The sequence below is a fragment of the Liquorilactobacillus sicerae genome (assembly GCF_029916425.1).
GTDB classification, from domain to species: domain Bacteria; phylum Bacillota; class Bacilli; order Lactobacillales; family Lactobacillaceae; genus Liquorilactobacillus; species Liquorilactobacillus sicerae.
The window spans coordinates 1-520 of record NZ_JAHAVQ010000146.1 but is presented as its reverse complement, the minus strand read 5'-3'; the positions used below and the strand labels follow the sequence as shown (position 1 = coordinate 520).

At 41.7% G+C, this 520-nt stretch carries 1 protein-coding gene; it reads right to left on the bottom strand.

The window, feature by feature from the left end; translation table 11 throughout:
* Positions 1-99: 99 nt before the first annotated feature.
* On the bottom strand, positions 100-520 hold a 421-nt coding region (locus KH893_RS11715), incomplete at its 5' end, for an MDR/zinc-dependent alcohol dehydrogenase-like family protein (RefSeq protein WP_486606301.1).

The following is a 520-nucleotide window of genomic DNA, read 5'->3' as shown; positions in this document are numbered from 1 at the left end:
ATATAATGCATACTAGTTATAGCATTAGTACACCTTTTATGAATATTCGAGCTGTTGATTCATTCGATTTTTTAATTAATAATTTTCTCAAGCGATGATTTAGCCTTCACTAATTCGTAAAACACAGGCGCCCTGCATATCGCCATGCGACAAATGGCGAAGCGCTTGGTCGGCATGTTCAAAGGGATATTCAGTGGTCTTTGGATGAATCTTCAACCGATCGGCCAAAGTTAAGAATTCTTCGCCATCGCGGCGAGTATTGCTCTCAACACTCTTAAGAACTTTTTCATGAAACAAATGTTTCTGATAATTAAGTGAAGGAACATCAGTTAAATGAATACCAGCAAGAGCTAATGTTCCTCCAGCCGCCAAGCCTTCAAGAGCTTTTGGCACAATATCGCCAACCGGAGCAAAAAGGATCGATGAATCCAAAGGAAATGGTGGCAAATCATAAACACCCTGTGCCGAGGCTGCACCAAGTTCCAAAGCAAAACGCTGTGCATCTTTGCCACGAGTGAAC